Here is a 14,766-nt window from a genome sequence, read left to right as displayed (position 1 = left end):
TTTCTGAGGCCCTTATTCGTTGGGAGAGGCCAATGACGGACTCGTCGAATGGTACAACTTGGGTCCTGTCGGAAAAGTTCGAAGGCACATTTGAGAAGGTTCGAGTTCTACAGGAGCACGTACGGCGCTACTCGCTAGCGCCCGATCAAGTTCCCGTCTCGATTGAGGATCTTCAGTGGGCCATCGAGGATGTCTATCGCATGAAGATCAGCAAGGTGTTGGTCGACTTCGATGCCGAGCATATCCGAGGCATGATGGAGCGGTACAGCGACGGTCGTGCCAATGTTTACGTGCGCAGTAATCAAGACGCGGATCCCCAGCAGAATCTCTACTGGCGCCGATTCATTAGCGTCAAAGAGATGATCCACATAGCCATCGACGAAAAAGACGATTTCTCCCCGCAGGGCAGCGAGACGATTGAAGAACTAATCCGCAATCACACGCTAGAAGCGCTCAAGCCCGCAAAATCTGAAATCCAGTCTGAGGCTCTCGCAGAGCTCGCAGCTTTCGAGCTTCTGTACCCAATGGAATTTCGCGCTCGAGACATTGCCCACTCTTTGCCGCTCGGCAGCTTAGCTGCACATTACCAAGTGCCGAACTATGTGATCGAGCGATGCCTCGAGCCTGGATACATGAAGATGGCAAGAGCTACGTGGAATGAGATTAGCGGGCACGGACTGGGCGGCCTGAACAGCAACCCGTAGCTAAGGGCCCGGCACGCAGCGGACGGGCGACGGCGCCAGCGCCGCCACCCGCACCGGCTCGGCCGGCAGCGCCGCGCGCACGCGCGGCGTCTCGAGGATCACCAGTGCCACCGCACAGACAAGCACGAGTAAGACGCCGGCGACAATGCCGGCGAAGGTCCAGGCCATCAGGTCTCTCCGATTTTGGGGGGTCAGCCCTTTGCCGCGGGCTTGCGAGTTGCAGTGCGCCGTGGGGCTCGGCGCGTTCGCGCCAGTTCGGCCGTGACACGCTTCTGGACTTCTTCTTCCATCTCGGCTTCGTTGCGCGCGGCCGCGATCTGCCCCTCATAAGCCATGGCCAATCGCTCGAGCGCTGGCGGCGGTCTGGCTGGCGTCCAGGCAGGCTACGATCTGGAAGTCGGCAATGGCTTCGTGCTCGGCGTCGCGGGCGACGTGGCCTGGACGAACATCCATGCGGGCATCGACGGCAATATCGGGATCTTCGGTGGCCCCGACGGCACTGATTTCGAAGTCTCTTCAACCCTCGCCTGGCTCGCAACCCTGCGTGCACGCGCCGGCCTCACCTATGGCAACCTCCTCGGCTACGTCCATGGTGGCGTCGCGTTCGGCAACACCGAGCGCGAAGTCAGCTTCGGCGGCACGTCGCTCGACCTCGGCGATGCCGAGTCCGCGAGCCGCACTGGCTTCGTCGTCGGCGCAGGCCTCGAAGCCATGGTGACCGAGACGATCTCGCTTCAGGCCGAATACTCCTATTTCGACCTTGGTTCCGACGAGCTCTTCTCGTTCCCGGCCGAAGGCGGCACGATTTCGGGGACGGAAAATCTCTCCTTCCACACCATCAAGGCGGGCCTCAACTTCCGCTTCTAGCCGCCTCATCGAGAGCAGCTGAGAAACCTCCGGCGTTCCGTGGCGCCGGAGGTGTTCTTTTGTGCGGTTAATCGACCCCGCTAATGTCGCCGCGCGGCACACCCTGGCGCAGCCGCAGGCCGGCATCGCTCCCGAAACCCGCGATGCCGGCCCCTCACCATTTGGCGATGCTTGCCCTGCTCACACTGGAGAGGGACCTCCCTACCGTCATCCCATCAAAGGTAAATTGCGGACAGCGTGTCGAAGGTCGATTGATCCAACTCCAATCCGGCTGCAGCTAAGTTGCTTCGGAGATGGGCCGGATTGCTGGTTCCAGGGATGGGTAGGATGACAGGCGAACGATGCAGCAGCCAGGCGAGAGCAAGCTGTGCCGGCGTTGCTCCGATGGCGCGCGAGGCGTCAATCATCCCGCGTGCCTCATTCAGCTTGCCGTCTGCCAGGGGAAAGAAGGGCATGAATCCGATGCTGTGCTGCTCGCAGTACGCCAGGACCTCCTCTTTAGCTCTGTGCAGTAGGTTGTAGTGATTTTGAACGGTCGCCACAGGAAAGAATTCGATCGCAGCTTCAATATCGACGACGCTTACATCTGACAGCCCCACGTAGCGGATTAGACCCTCCTCCCGCATCTCGGCGATCGCCCCAAACTGCTCGTCCCGCGGCACCGCAGGGTCGATCCGGTGCAAGTGCCAGAGGTCTAGTCGCTCACGCTTCAGGCGACGGATGCTGGTAAGGACGCCCTGACGAAGAAACTCTGGACGGCCGCAACAATGCCAGGCGTGCGGCCCAGTCCGGATGTAACCGCCTTTCGTCGACACCACTATGTCGGCGCGCGGCCCGATCTCGTCCCCGATCAGCTCTTCGGTGATGTACGGACCGTAGCTCTCTGCCGTGTCGATGAAGTTGATGCCCAGATCAGGCAGCATTCGCAGCAGAGCCCGAGCCGCCGCTGGGTCCGACGGCGGACCCCAAAAACCGGGGCCCGACAGCCGATTGCTTCCGAAGCCCAGTCTGCGAACTTCGATATCACCGCCTATTCGAAACAACTCGACCGTCTCCATGTCAGCAAACTGGCCTACGCTTCGGTCCGCTGCCGCAAACCGCTTGGCGAGGGCTATCCCAACGCTGCTATTTGTCCAACCCTGGCGTTCCTCATTTCTAACGGTGCATTTAATCGGCCACGACAGGTATAGATCGCGCGCCAGTCCGCGTTAGTGTGGGAAACATGTGTGGGAAACCAGCGCGCCGAAGCGCGCTTTCCTGTAACCACCTAGAAATAAACGGAAAATTGGCGCACCCGACAAGATTCGAACTTGTGACCTCTGCCTTCGGAGGGCAGCGCTCTATCCAGCTGAGCTACGGGTGCAATACCGGTTCGGACGGGGTTCGTCGAACGGGCGGACCCTAGCCAAAGACGGTTCGAAGCGCAATCCTGATTTCTGCCGCTCGCACCGGCCCGCCCCCCCTCGCTCCGCGGCTCTTGACGCACCGGTCGGCGCCTTGAAGATTACGCCCTCCTCCAAGGGCGGTCGACCGTGCCGCCCATTCATCCCGCACCGGAGTTTCCATGGCCTCGCAGCTCTTCTCGCCCATCAGCCTCGGCGGGCTCGATTTCCCCAACCGCATCGCTATCGCGCCCATGTGCCAGTATTCGGCCGATGATGGCTCGGCCACCGACTGGCACCTGCAGCACTGGATGAACCTCGCCATGTCGGGGGCCGGCATGGTCACCATCGAGATGACCGATGTCGAGCGGCGCGGGCGGATCACCCATGGGTGCCTCGGGCTTTATTCGGATGCAAACGAGGCCGCGGCGCGGCGCACGCTCGATGCGGCGCGGCGCGTGGCGTCCAAAGGCACCCGCTTCGGCACTCAGCTCGCCCATGCCGGCCGCAAGGCGGCAAGCCAGCGGCCATGGGAGGGCGGGGGCCCGCTGCACCCGGATCAGGATCCCTGGCCCGTCGTTTCGGCTTCGGCGATCCGCTTCGATGATGGTTGGCACCTTCCCCATGCGCTCGAGCCCGACGAGATCCACCAGATCGTCGATCGCTTCGTTGCTGCGGCCAGGCGGGCGCGCTCGGCGGGCTTCGACTTCATCGAACTTCATGGGGCCCACGGCTATCTGCTCCACCAGTTCCTCTCGCCCTTTTCCAACAGGCGCGAGGACGAATGGGGCGGCTCGCTCGAGAACCGCTCGCGCTTCATCCGTGAAATTGCCCGCCAGGTCCGCGCCGCGGTGCCCGAGCTCATGCTCGGCGTGCGCCTCTCGGTCACCGAATGGCTCGAGGGCGGCTTCTCCGAGGACGAAGCCGTGGATGTCGCCTCAGCGCTGAAGGATCTGGGCGTCGCCTATATCTGCTGCTCGAGCGGCGGCAACCGGCCGGCCGCGCCCGTGCCCACCGGTCCGGGCTATCAGGTGCACCTTGCGACGCGCATCCGGGAAGGCGCAGGCATTCCCACACGCGCCGTCGGCCTCATCACCGAACCCGAGCAGGCTGAAGCCATCCTTGCCGAAGGGCGCGCCGACATGGTCGCCCTCGGACGCTCGATTCTCGCCGATCCGCGCTGGCCATGGCGGGCCGCCGCAGCGCTCGGCGAAACGCTGAAAGTCGCGCCCCAACTCGAGCGCTCCCTGCCCACGCTCGGCCGCTGGGTGACGCCGCGAGCCTGATCGTCGGGCTTTTTGCGACACTGTGGCGCCCTCGCAACACCCGCTTCACGCGCCGTGTGAAGATGGCTCCGCGCCAAGGCCCTCCCACCGCGCTGGGGACGAAAACCTTTTCTTTACAATAATTTGGTTAAGTGCACCCGGGTCCAGACCATCGTCTGCGGCGTTGCGGGGTGCGGCGGCGGGGTCTCAGTTCCAGTCCAAAGGCGCCTTTGGCGCCATAATGCGGTGAAATTAATGTGATTGAGGCCCGTCCTGACCCGTTAACCAGCATGTCCTATTACGGAACGGAAAGCGAGTGTCCGCATTCCGGTCCAGCCGCGCAGTGATGCGCACGCCCCCCAACCAGCGCATAAGACGAGAACCTCACGGAAGATGACAAGTCTCAATAAACTCTCCCGCCGGCACTTCATGTTGGGCGCTGCCAGCCTCACCGGGCTTGCGCTCGCAGGTTGCACCAGCTCCAGCCGTCGCATGGCCGCAGAGCCGACCCGGCCCTACGTCGATCCGATGTATGTCTCGATGTACGCGCCGGTCTCGGACAATGGCTATTACATCGAAGGCTTCGATCCGGCGCGTGTCGATCCCAAGCTCCTGCGCCAGGTCGTCGACTATCCGACCTCCGAGCGCCCTGGCACCATCATCGTGGAGCCCGGCCAGCGCTTCCTCTATTTCGTACAGGAAGGCGGCCGCGCCATGCGCTATGGCGTGGGCGTGGGCCGCGAGGGGTACGACTATCAGGGCGAGGCCACCATCGGGCGCAAGGCGTCCTGGCCGCGCTGGACGCCGACGCCGACCATGATCCGCGAGGATCCCGAAAAGAACGGCCCCTGGGCCGGTGGCATGGAAGGCGGCCCGCAGAACCCCCTCGGTGCGCGTGCGCTCTACCTCTACAACAATGGGCGCGACACGCTCTACCGCATCCACGGCACCAATGATCCCGCATCCATCGGGCATTCGCTGTCCTCGGGCTGCGTGCGGCTTTTCAACCACGACATCATCGACCTGCATGCCCGCGTTCCCGTCGGCAGCAAGGTGATCGTGCGGCAGGCCCAGCCCCAGTTCATCTGACGCGGGATACCTCCCCCGCGTCGTGCAAGGCCCGTCCCTTCCGGGGGCGGGCCTTTTTCATGGGGCGCTCCGCGCGTGCGGGGAACCCCGCCGATCCCTGGCGCATTGCGTGCACATAACCGCAGGGTCCGGGCTGGAGACGAGAGATGATCGACGCGCACGCCGAGGAAACGGAAAGCGAGTTGGACTCGCCCGGAGCGGCGGCGAGCGTCAGGCCCATGGAAATCGCCAGGCATCCGTCCTTTACGGCTCGCGAGAAGCTTGAGCTGCTCGAGCAGATGCGCACGAGCGAGAGCGGACCCGAAGCGAGCCTTTATTATGACGATGACCACCTGGCCCGGATCGCCGAGGCGATCGCAGTGGTCAAGGCCGAAGCCGCTACCGGCCCGGGCTTTTCAGAATTTGAAATGGAAGGACAGACCGATGAGCGATGAACGGACCGGCCCCGCAGGCGCGGCAAAGGTGGATTACGTCGTCGACGAGCGCGGCGCAAAGATCGACCTGCCGCCCGACAGCACTCTTGCCCAGACCGATCGCGCCGAAGCGGCGATCGGCGCGACGGGCCCCACCAATTGGTGGCGGATCGGCATCATCGCCATCGCAGTGCTCGCAGTCGCGCTCTTTGTGATGCAGATCCTCGGCGGCAATCCAGGGACCGAGGTGATCCCCGATACCCCGGTCGCAGCGCCCGAGACCGGCGAGACACCGCCCCCGGCGTCCCCCGCCCCCTGACGCACAGGCAAACAAAAAGGCCCGGAGTTTTCTCCGGGCCTTTTCGCATGCGCTGAGGCGACTAGCCCCGGATCGGGGAGAGCTGGATTTCAACCCGACGGTTCTGTGCACGACCCTGTTCGGTCGCGTTGGACGCGATCGGATTGGCCTTGCCGCGCCCCTCGATATAGAAGCGCCGCTGGTCGATGCCCTGGTTCGAGAGCGCAGTGGCAACCGACACGGCGCGACGCTGCGACAGATCGAGGTTGTAATTGTCCGAGCCGGTCGAGTCCGTATAGCCATAGACGTCGATGATGGTGCGATCGAACTTCCGTAGCACGATACCGACCGCCACGAGCGTCTGGTTGAACTGCGGCTGCACGCGCGCCTCGTCGGTCGCGAACGTGATGTTGGACGGCATGTTGAGGATGATCTGGTCGCCCACACGGGTCACCGACACACCAGTGCCCGCCATCTGCGCGCGCAGCTCTGCCTCCTGCTGGTCCATGTAGGAGCCCACGGCCGCGCCGGTGAGCCCGCCGATGCCAGCGCCGATCAGCGCGCCGACGCGCGGGTCATTGCCGGTTGCCGCGCCCACCAGGGCGCCGGCGATCGCGCCGCCGCCCGCGCCGAGCAGCCCGCCGCCCGCCGTGTTGGAGAGCTGGCTGTCCCCCGTATAGGGGTTGGTGGTGGTGCAGGCGCTGAGCGCCAGGGCCGCGACGCCCGCGACCAGGATGTTCGACTTCATGCGGTGTCCCCTTGACGGTGTTCGGTGCCGTTCATCAACGCCGATTGCGGCAGGAAGGTGATGTCCGCCAAGGGTTAAGAAAGTCCTTATCCTTGTTGCGGAGGCGCCACGGTTTCGCCCTTAGCTGTGCACCCAGCCACCATCGACGATGAAGTTCTGCGCCGAGATCATCCGGCTGTCGTCGGCACCCAGGAACAGCACCATCCGCGCGACGTCCTCGGGCATCACCCGGCCGGCCAGCGCCTGCTGCTCGTCCATCAGCTTGTTGGCGGCCTCGTCGACCCAGAGCGTCAGCTGCCGCTCGGTCATGATCCAGCCGGGCACCAGGGTGTTGACGCGGATGTTGCTCTTGCCCAGTTCCCGCGCCATGCCGCGGGTCATGCCGTGCTGGGCGGCCTTGGCGCTCTGGTAGACGGGCAGTTGCGCACTCATCATCATCCAGCTGATCGAGCCGAAATTGATGATCGAACCCTTCTGCGCACGGATCATGCCCGGGGCGACCGCCTTGATGGCAAAGAAGGCGTGCTTGAGGTTGACCGCGATCCGGTCGTCGAAAAATTCCGAGGTCACGTCCTTCCAGTCGTGGCGCTCGTCATGGGCCGCGTTGTTGACCAGCACCAGCGCATCCCCATGCGTTCCGGCAAACTCGGCGATTGCCGCCTCATAGGCCGGGATATCGGTGATGTCGCAGGCGATGAAGCGCGTCGTGCCGCCCTTGTCGTTCAGCTCCTCGGCAAGCGCGGCGCCGCGCTCGGCCGCAATGTCGACGAACCCGACCTTCGCGCCCTGCCCGGCAAATTCGCGAACGATGGATTCCCCGATCCCCGATGCGCCTCCCGAAACGATCACCGGTACGCCTTCGAGGCTCGGATAGCGGGCAAACTGCGTCATAGATATCCTCCAGGGGCCTCTTGGCCCGTTTCATGTCGAAGCCTCCCGCGGTGGCGGGAGGCCCCAATCGTCAGTGTCGATTGATCCTTCAGGCCGCCTCGGCGCCCTCCACCGCCCGCGCCGGAGGCGGGGGCAGGTCGCGCGCCTCGATCTCGGCGAGCAGTTCCTCGATCCGATGGACGTTGTCGAGGTGCCGCGTCTCCATCGAGAAGTTCAGCGTCACATATTCGCGCCCCGGGCAGAAGGTGCACAGATTGGAGCCGGGATGATAGGCCCCGCAATAGATGGGCTCGATCACGCCATGGGTCATCGGGCCATAGGTGCGGTGCGGCGGAACCAGGGTCAGCACCACATGGGCCTTGCCGTTGAACCGCCAGAACCGCCGCGTCAGCAGGAATGGCGCGACGCGGCTGATCCCCCGCAGCGTGCGGAACATGGCGTTGATCATCACCTGGAACCGGGTGATGTCCTTTTGCTCGATGCGCGCGACCGTATCGTCGACGGCGCGCACGAAGTCGACGAAATCCTCATGGACGGGGAATTTCGCCTCGAGCGCGCGTACCCGGAAGAAGTCGTCATCGGCATCGTTGCGCTTGGTGTCGAGCATCGTATAGGCGGCGCCGATCACCTTGCGGCTCATCTGCTTTTCGGGCCCCGCACCGTTGAGCGCAAAGGTGACGAGCGCGAAATAGAGCGAGCGTTGCCGCACGCCGAGCCGGTTGGCGAGCACCCGCAGCCGATGACGCTTCAGCGCCAGCGTCTTGAAGCCGAACGGCTTTTCGCCCGGCGCCAGCACATGGGCGATGAAAAGGTACATGGACGCCATCAGCCAGGCGCGGAAATTGCTCTGGATGCGCGCGCCGAGGCTGACCTTGTTGGATTTGTCTGACATCACCCCATGGCCCGCCGATTGGGACCGGGTGAGAAGCGCGGAATCCGAGCCTTCGAGCAAAGCATGGCTCGACCGGACCTGGATCAGCGACGCCCGCCCTTCGGCATCCGCGCCACCGGCGCGGTTGATGACCATCACCCGAAAGAGCGGCAGGTCATCGCGCTCAAAGATGTCCGCCGAGCGCGTGATCCACTTGTCCGGATAGCCCTCGAAATCCTCCACCGTCTCGATCGAGGTGATCGCATCGAGCAGATGCTGCGGAAAGGGCTGGCCGGGTCGCGCGCCGACGAACCCATGGGTCAGCTGCGGGGCAAGCGAGACCATGTCCGCGACCAGATTGGTCAGCGCCGCCTTATCGAAGACGTTCTTTGAATAGGCGGTGAAGAACACCGTGTCCTGGGCCTCGTAGAGAAACCACTGGAAGTCGGTGAACAGCGCCTGGGGATGGCGCGCGACTGCCGCTTCGGCGAGCCTCAGGCTCTCGGCCTCGCTGCTGGCAAAGCTGGTCGACGAAAAACTCTTCATGACCGTCCTCCTCTCCTCGGCTCCGATCACGACGCCTTGAACAGACTAGACCGGTAATCGGGCGCCTTCAACTGCAATGGAGGCGGACGATTAATTTGCCGTACCCAGCAAAGCGCAGTTTTGACGCCCGGCCGGATCCGAGCGTCGCCGAGCGCACGATGCCCGAAAAAATTCTGCCTCCTTTATTGGCAGAGGCGGCTTCGAGGTCTAGGATGGTTCTAAACATTGGCGCACACCTCCTGATCCTACAGGCACTTGGCGCCCGCGCGTCGAATTGACCTATGTCATGGAGGAGACGCACGCTTTAGGGTTTCGCTCGCCACTGGCGGTGATCGCCCGCAGCTGTGGCGGAAAGGTTTGTCCCATGGATTATCGTGGACTGTTTGAGGATGCCGTGGATGCGCTGCGGCAGGAGAAGCGTTATCGCGTCTTTGCGGACCTCGAGCGAATCGCAGGTCGCTTCCCGACGGCGCTCTATCGCGATGCCGCCGACAATGCGCGCGAGATCACCATCTGGTGCTCAAACGACTATCTGGGCATGGGCCAGAACGATCGCGTGATCGCCGCGATGCAGGACGCTGCGGGACGCCTCGGCGTCGGCGCGGGCGGCACCCGCAACATTTCGGGCACCAATCGCCCGCTGGTCGAGCTCGAGCGTTCGCTCGCCGATCTGCACCGCAAGGAAGCGGCGCTGGTGTTCACCTCGGGCTTCGTTTCCAACGAAGCGGCCATCTCCACCATTGCACGGCTGATGCCCGATTGCGTGATCTTCTCCGATCAGCTCAACCACGCTTCGATGATCGCTGGTGTGCGCCAGTCGGGCATGCAAAAGCACATCTTCCGCCACAATGACGTCGCGCACCTGCGCGACCTGCTGGCGGCCACGCCGCGCAGCCGCCCCAAGCTCATCTGTTTTGAATCCGTCTACTCGATGGATGGGGACGTCGCCCCGATCGAAGAGATCCTCGATCTTGCCGACGAATTCGGCGCCCTCACCTATATCGACGAAGTCCACGCCGTCGGCCTTTACGGCGAGCGCGGCGCAGGCATCGCCGAGCGCGAGGGCCTGATGGAGCGGATCGACATCATCGAGGGCACGCTGGCCAAGGGCTTCGGCGTGATGGGTGGCTACATCGCTGCCAACCAGGCCATCGTCGATGCAGTGCGCTCCTATGCGCCCGAATTCATCTTCACGACGGCCCTGCCGCCGGCCCTCTGCGCTGCGGCGCGGGCATCGATCGACCACCTCAAGGCCTCGCCGCACGAGCGCGAGGCCCATCAGCGCCAGGCCCGGCTCACCAAGGAGATCCTCTCCGAAGCCGGTCTTCCCGTCATGCATACCGATACGCACATCGTCCCGCTGATCGTGGGCGACGCGCGGCTCTGCAAGGCAGCAAGCGACATGCTGCTCGAAAAGCACAACATCTACATCCAGCCGATCAACTATCCCACCGTGCCCAAGGGCACCGAGAGGCTCCGGATCACGCCCACTCCGCTCCATGACGACGAGATGATCATCGCGCTTCGCCATGCTCTGGTCAGCGTGTGGACGAGCCTGCAGCTCCCGCGCGAACGCAGCACCGTCAAATATACGACTGAGCGTTTGAATTCGGGCGATCTCACCCTGCCCACCAGCGGCGGATGATGTAGGGCGCCCCGGGGCGCCCTTTTTCTTTCAGCTCGTGAGCACGATCCGCATCAGGTCTGCGGTGTTGCGCGCGCCGAGCTTTTCCATCACCCGCGCCCTGTGCACCTCGATGGTGCGGGGCGAGATGCCGAGCTGTCGGCCAGCCTCCTTGTTGGACTGGCCGTTCGTGATCAATTGCAGCACTTCGCGCTCGCGCGGGGTGAGCTGCGAAAAACCCCGGACCTCGATCGACCGGCGGCCGGATGCGACGACCCCCATATGGATGTCGCGCCGCAATTCCTCGCGCACAGCGCGCAGTACCCCCTCCTCGTCGAACGGCTTGTTGATGATGTCCGCTGCTCCGGCGCGCATGGCTTCGACGACGAGCGCCACCTGGGGAGATTCGGCGATCATGAAGACGGGCGTGCCGGTCCGCATTGCCTTGATCTGCTTGAGCGCCTCGAGCCCGCTTTCCTCACCCACCTGCATATTGAGCAGCACAACATCGGGCCGGCGACGGTCGAAGCCGGCATAAAGCCCGGCCAGGTCGAACGAAATCGCCGTCTGAAACCCCTCGAGCCGGAACAGCATGTTGAGCCGTTCGCAACTGCGCGCATCGGCATCCACGATGTGCAGCAGGCGATCTCGATTCAAATAACTTCTATAATACAATTCTTCACCCATCGCCCGTCTCCGCATCGAGGACAATTTTCGTTTAATATTGGCATCAGGTCGTCATGAAATACGATCGTTTCGTCCTTCCGGCCTCTGAGACGGGCGGCATTCGTTACGGCTTTGTCCGTACCGCCCTAAGATCACCCCGCTCACGATCACCTTCGCATTTCTACCTTCAGGATCGGGGTGGTGCGCCGGGATTTCTACTGGGATGAACACGTATTAGGTAGTTATTCCTACCCCTCTTGCGCCTGTCAAGACTATTTTCCTACACTGGTGGCGAAGAAAAGCCGGTGCCGGACTGAAGTCGGGCACCGGCTTCAACCGGACGGAAAAGACTATTCGGCGGGCGGCAGGGCGCCGGGCTGGGGCGCAGGCGCCGGGGACCCCGGCCGTCCGCGCAGCGCGTCGCGGATCTCCTCGAGCAGCACCTCCTGGCGGCTCGGCGCCGCGGGGCTCGGATCCTTTGCGGCCTCGCGCTTCATCGAGTTGATGCCCTTGACGACCATGAAGAGCACGAACGCGATGATCGTGAACTTCACCACCGCATTGATGAACAGCCCGACATTTAGCGTCGCAACGCCCGCCGCCTGCGCTGCCGCGAGCGAAGGCACCGCCACGTCATTGGGGTTGTTGAGCACGACGAACAGGTTCGAGAAGTCGATGCCGCCGATGATCAGGCCGATCAGCGGCATGAAGATGTCGTCCACGATCGAGGAGACGATCGCCCCGAAGGCGGCACCGATGATCACGCCGACCGCCAGGTCGATCATGTTCCCCTTGATCGCGAAGTCACGGAATTCCTTGAACATTTCAGCCCTCTTGCGTTGCACGCATGAGGCCTGCCCACCGCTCTTGGCCCGACAGATGCTCGCATGCGCCCATTGCCGAGCCTTTCCCAAATGCGCGTGATTTGCAATCACCCGTCTTGCCGGGCATGCGAGGGTCCGGGATACTCCCGTCCGAACCGGAAAATCACGCCATGGATGGATCGCAAGAACGCGCCGAGCGGCTCTGGGCAGCGGCCGACCACATCCCGCAGGGCCTTGCGGTGTTCGATCCGGACATCAGGCTCATCGCGTCCAACGCCGTCTATCGCACGCTGCTCGACCTGCCGGCAGGACTCATCGCGCCCGGCACGCCGCTCTACGAGATTGCGCTGCATCTCGCCCGGAGGGGCGATTTCGGGTCCGGAGACCCTGCCGCGCTCGCCGCCGAACGCGTGACGCTCCTCACTTCGGTTCCCCACAGCGTCAGCCAGCGGCTCGGCAATGACGGGCGCACGCTCGAATTCCACGCGCGCCGACTGCCCGATGGCGGCCTCGTCGTCAGCTTCGGGGACGTCACCGCGCGCGTCGCGGCCGAAGGAGCGCTCGAGCGCGTCAACACCTCGCTCGAAGGGCGTGTCGCCGAGCGCACCGCCACGCTCGTGCGGGTCAATGCCGAGCTCGAAAAGGCGCGCGAAAAGGCCGATGCCGCCAATCGCGACAAGACGCGCTTCCTCGCAGCCGCGAGCCATGACCTGCTCCAGCCGCTGAACGCCGCCCGCCTTTATACCGCGACGCTGATCGAGCGGGCCGGCGGAGGTCAGCTGGGCGAGCTCGTCCATTCCCTCGAAGCTTCGCTCAACGCGGTCGAGGAGATCATGTCGGCTCTCCTCGACATCTCGCGGATCGACAGCGGCGCGCTCAAGCCCAATCCGACCCCCTTCAACGTCGCGGACCTGCTCAAGAAGATCGAGATCGAGTTCGCGCCCATGGCCCGTAGCCGGCAGATCCGCCTGCGGATCGTTGGCGCCTCGCACACCGTCCTCGCCGACCGCATGCTGGTCGCTCGCATCGTGCAGAACCTCGTGTCGAACGCCATCAAATACACGAGGCCCGGCGGCCGCGTTCTCGTCGGATGCCGCGTGCGCGCCGGCCGCGTCAGGCTCGACATCATCGATACCGGTATCGGCTTCAACCGCGACCAGCACGCCCTGATCTTTGCCGAGTTTTCGAGGCTCGAGCAGGGCGCGCGCATGGCGCAGGGCCTGGGGCTCGGGCTCTCCATCGTCCGGCGGATCGTCGCCGCGCTCTCGCTCGGGCTGGAGCTCGACAGCGTCGAGGGCCGCGGCTCGCGCTTTTCGATCTTCCTCCCCCTCACCCGCACCCGCGTCGAGGCCTCCCCCGGCGCCCAGCGCACCGAACCCCTCTCCAACATCGCAGGCATCAAGGTGCTCTGCGTCGACAATGAAAAGCCGGTGATCGATGCGATGGAGGGGCTGATCTCGGGCTGGGGCTGCGATGTGCGCACGGCCCGCTCGCTCCGCGACATCGACAAGCAGGGCCTGCTCCTGGGCTGGCTGCCCGATCTGGTCCTCATGGACTATCACCTCGATCAGACATCGGGGCTCGATGCGATCGAATGGCTGCGCCACAATGTCGGCGGACACCTGCCGGCCGCGCTGGTCACGGCCGATCGCAGCCCGGCGGTGCGGCTTCTCGCCGAGGATCGGGGCGTCGCGGTCCTGACCAAGCCTGTGAAGCCAGCCGCTCTTCGCGCCACGATCTCGAGCCTGTCGGGACAGCGCCCGCGCGCGCCCGGCCGGATCGAGAGCTAGCGGGCGGCGCTGGCGCCCGCTGACAGCAGCTCGCCGAACTGGCCTTCCTCGATCCGCGAGGCGGCGATCACGGCCTGTGTGCGGCTGTCCACGTCCAGCTTCTGCAGGATCGCCGACACGTGCGCCTTCACCGTTGCTTCGGAAATCGAAAGCTCATAGGCGATCTGCTTGTTCATCAGCCCGTCCGACAGCATCATCAGCACGCGCACCTGCTGCGGGGTGAGGCTCGCGAGCCGCTGCATCAGCGCGGCATGGCCGTCATCGCTTTGCAGGTCGATCCCCTCGGGCACGAAGACCTCGCCGGTCAGCACCGTCTCGATCGCCCGGCGGATCTCGGGGGGCGACACCGATTTGTGCAGATAGCCTGCCGCGCCCAGTTCGAACGATCGCCGGATGACCACCGGGTCCTCGACCGCCGAGATGATCATCACCGGCACGTCCTGATATTGCGCGCGCAACAGTAGGAGGCCCGAAAATCCCCGGACGCCAGGCATGTTGAGATCGAGCAGGACCAAATCGCACTCGCGGTCCGCCTCGAGGGCGGCGCTCAGCGCGCTCAGATCCCCGGCCTCCTCGACCGCGATCGATGGATCGCCCCCGGCAAGGGTCTGGCGTAGCGCGGCGCGGAACAGCGGGTGGTCGTCGACGATGATGATACGGCGGCGCGTCATGGTCCTCGCGTACTCTCCTCGGGCTCGGGGCGGGTTGCCCGGGGCTCTCTAACATTCAACCGTCCCGCGCGCCATGCCGTAGCCGGGCCCGCGGGTCCGCGAATCGCGAACAATTTC

16 protein-coding genes and 1 tRNA gene are annotated in these 14,766 nt (G+C 64.2%); 8 read left to right on the top strand and 9 right to left on the bottom strand.

Annotation, left to right across the window (positions count from 1 at the left end; all coding sequences use genetic code 11):
* Nucleotides 1–32: 32 nt before the first annotated feature.
* Nucleotides 33–704, top strand: coding sequence for a hypothetical protein (locus EMQ25_RS00750; RefSeq protein ID WP_127186644.1), 672 nt, complete (start codon nt 33–35; stop codon nt 702–704).
* Here the strand turns inward: EMQ25_RS00750 and EMQ25_RS17945 are convergent, their stop codons facing one another.
* A complete protein-coding gene (locus EMQ25_RS17945) occupies nt 705–872 on the bottom strand; it encodes a hypothetical protein (protein ID WP_158625896.1) in 168 nt (55 codons plus the stop codon).
* A gap of 165 nt (nt 873–1,037) precedes the next feature.
* Between EMQ25_RS17945 and EMQ25_RS00745 the strand changes: the two genes are divergently transcribed.
* Complete coding sequence (locus EMQ25_RS00745; RefSeq protein ID WP_127186643.1) at nt 1,038–1,571, top strand: outer membrane protein; 534 nt, start codon at nt 1,038–1,040, stop codon at nt 1,569–1,571.
* Nucleotides 1,572–1,786: 215 nt separating this feature from the next.
* On the opposite strand, the gene EMQ25_RS00740 is transcribed toward EMQ25_RS00745, so the two are convergent.
* Together EMQ25_RS00740 and EMQ25_RS00735 are read right to left on the bottom strand one after the other, a co-directional pair.
* Nucleotides 1,787–2,629, bottom strand: a complete 843-nt coding sequence (locus EMQ25_RS00740) for an aldo/keto reductase (protein WP_127186642.1) — start codon at nt 2,627–2,629, stop codon at nt 1,787–1,789.
* Nucleotides 2,630–2,857: 228 nt separating this feature from the next.
* Nucleotides 2,858–2,934, bottom strand: a tRNA-Arg gene (locus EMQ25_RS00735).
* A 201-nt stretch (nt 2,935–3,135) separates the two neighbouring features.
* On the opposite strand from EMQ25_RS00735, the gene EMQ25_RS00730 reads away from it, so the two are divergent.
* From EMQ25_RS00730 to EMQ25_RS00715, 4 genes are all read left to right on the top strand, one after another.
* Nucleotides 3,136–4,239: an NADH:flavin oxidoreductase/NADH oxidase gene (locus EMQ25_RS00730; RefSeq protein WP_127186641.1), complete on the top strand. Its 1,104-nt coding sequence runs from the start codon at nt 3,136–3,138 to the stop codon at nt 4,237–4,239.
* A 372-nt stretch (nt 4,240–4,611) separates the two neighbouring features.
* Complete coding sequence (locus EMQ25_RS00725; protein WP_244606422.1) at nt 4,612–5,307, top strand: L,D-transpeptidase; 696 nt, start codon at nt 4,612–4,614, stop codon at nt 5,305–5,307.
* Nucleotides 5,308–5,453: 146 nt separating this feature from the next.
* A complete protein-coding gene (locus EMQ25_RS00720) occupies nt 5,454–5,741 on the top strand; it encodes a hypothetical protein (RefSeq protein ID WP_127186640.1) in 288 nt (95 codons plus the stop codon).
* Entirely contained in the window at nt 5,731–6,039 is a 309-nt protein-coding gene (locus EMQ25_RS00715; protein WP_127186639.1) for a hypothetical protein, read from the top strand. Before EMQ25_RS00720 ends, EMQ25_RS00715 begins: the two co-directional genes overlap by 11 nt.
* Before the next feature lie 61 nt (nt 6,040–6,100).
* On the opposite strand, the gene EMQ25_RS00710 is transcribed toward EMQ25_RS00715, so the two are convergent.
* The 3 genes from EMQ25_RS00710 to EMQ25_RS00700 all read right to left on the bottom strand — a co-directional run bounded on the left by EMQ25_RS00710 (nt 6,101) and on the right by EMQ25_RS00700 (nt 9,074).
* Nucleotides 6,101–6,766, bottom strand: a complete 666-nt coding sequence (locus EMQ25_RS00710; RefSeq protein WP_127186638.1) for a YiaD family glycine zipper/OmpA-like lipoprotein — start codon at nt 6,764–6,766, stop codon at nt 6,101–6,103.
* Nucleotides 6,767–6,886: 120 nt separating this feature from the next.
* A complete protein-coding gene (locus tag EMQ25_RS00705; protein ID WP_127186637.1) occupies nt 6,887–7,657 on the bottom strand; it encodes an SDR family NAD(P)-dependent oxidoreductase in 771 nt (256 codons plus the stop codon).
* Between the two features lie 88 nt (nt 7,658–7,745).
* Nucleotides 7,746–9,074, bottom strand: a complete 1,329-nt coding sequence (locus EMQ25_RS00700; RefSeq protein WP_127186636.1) for a hypothetical protein — start codon at nt 9,072–9,074, stop codon at nt 7,746–7,748.
* Between the two features lie 364 nt (nt 9,075–9,438).
* Here EMQ25_RS00700 and hemA point away from each other — a divergent pair, with 364 nt between their 5' ends.
* Nucleotides 9,439–10,719: a 5-aminolevulinate synthase gene (hemA, locus tag EMQ25_RS00695; protein WP_127186635.1), complete on the top strand. Its 1,281-nt coding sequence runs from the start codon at nt 9,439–9,441 to the stop codon at nt 10,717–10,719.
* A gap of 30 nt (nt 10,720–10,749) precedes the next feature.
* On the opposite strand, the gene EMQ25_RS00690 is transcribed toward hemA, so the two are convergent.
* Together EMQ25_RS00690 and mscL are read right to left on the bottom strand one after the other, a co-directional pair.
* Nucleotides 10,750–11,355 carry a response regulator transcription factor gene (locus tag EMQ25_RS00690; protein ID WP_158625895.1) on the bottom strand — a complete coding sequence of 202 codons (606 nt, stop codon included), beginning with the start codon at nt 11,353–11,355 and terminating at the stop codon, nt 10,750–10,752.
* 359 nt (nt 11,356–11,714) lie between these two features.
* Complete coding sequence (gene mscL / locus EMQ25_RS00685; protein WP_127186633.1) at nt 11,715–12,188, bottom strand: large conductance mechanosensitive channel protein MscL; 474 nt, start codon at nt 12,186–12,188, stop codon at nt 11,715–11,717.
* Between the two features lie 170 nt (nt 12,189–12,358).
* On the opposite strand from mscL, the gene EMQ25_RS00680 reads away from it, so the two are divergent.
* On the top strand, nt 12,359–13,978 hold the full coding sequence (locus EMQ25_RS00680) for an ATP-binding response regulator (RefSeq protein ID WP_158625894.1): 1,620 nt from the start codon (nt 12,359–12,361) through the stop codon (nt 13,976–13,978).
* Here EMQ25_RS00680 and EMQ25_RS00675 read toward each other — a convergent pair.
* Nucleotides 13,975–14,649 carry a response regulator gene (locus tag EMQ25_RS00675; protein WP_127186631.1) on the bottom strand — a complete coding sequence of 225 codons (675 nt, stop codon included), beginning with the start codon at nt 14,647–14,649 and terminating at the stop codon, nt 13,975–13,977. The two genes, EMQ25_RS00680 and EMQ25_RS00675, sit on opposite strands and share 4 nt — an antisense overlap.
* Between the last annotated feature and the right edge of the window lie 117 nt (nt 14,650–14,766).

Origin of the sequence: Arsenicitalea aurantiaca (genome assembly GCF_003994485.1) — a bacterium.
GTDB classification, from domain to species: Bacteria; Pseudomonadota; Alphaproteobacteria; order Rhizobiales; family Devosiaceae; genus Arsenicitalea; species Arsenicitalea aurantiaca.
The sequence above is the reverse complement of the archived record's forward strand: the minus strand, read 5'-3'. Positions and strand labels throughout refer to the sequence as shown.